Here is a 498-nt window from a genome sequence, read left to right as displayed (position 1 = left end):
ATCAACAATCGCCCCGACGGCGAAGAGCAGGGCCAGCCCGGCTCCGCCGAACTGGCGGCCGCCGCCCAGGCCAATGGCCTGGAGTACTACCACCTGCCCGTGGTTTCCGGACAGATCGGCGATGACGACGTCAGCGCCTTCAATGCCCTGCTGACACAGGCGCGCGGCCCGCTGCTGGCGTTCTGCCGAAGCGGCACTCGCTCGACCAGCCTGTGGGCACTGAGCGAGGCCCACCACCTCGACCCGCAGGTGCTGCTCAGCACCGCAGGCGAGCACGGTTACGACCTCAGTGGGCTGGCGCCACGCCTGCAGCAGCGCTGGCAACAGGCGCCGCTGCCCCAGGCGCAGTCCGCCAGTACGCCCACCCAGCGCTACGACGTGGTCGTGGTCGGAGGCGGCGCGGCGGGCTGTGCGGTGACTGCCAGCCTGTTCAAGCGCAACCCCGAGCTGCGCATCGCGGTGATCGAACCGCGTGAGCAGCACTACTACCAGCCGGGC

General features: G+C 70.3%; 1 protein-coding gene. It reads left to right on the top strand.

Annotated elements, in window-relative coordinates; translation table 11 throughout:
• Positions 1-498: protein tyrosine phosphatase family protein (locus tag J0A65_RS25610; protein WP_206597027.1), on the top strand; the 498-nt coding region annotated here is incomplete at both ends.

The organism is Bowmanella yangjiangensis, from assembly GCF_017255015.1.
Taxonomy (GTDB): Bacteria; Pseudomonadota; Gammaproteobacteria; order Enterobacterales; family Alteromonadaceae; genus Bowmanella; species Bowmanella yangjiangensis.
This window is presented reverse-complemented; position numbering and strand designations above follow the sequence as displayed.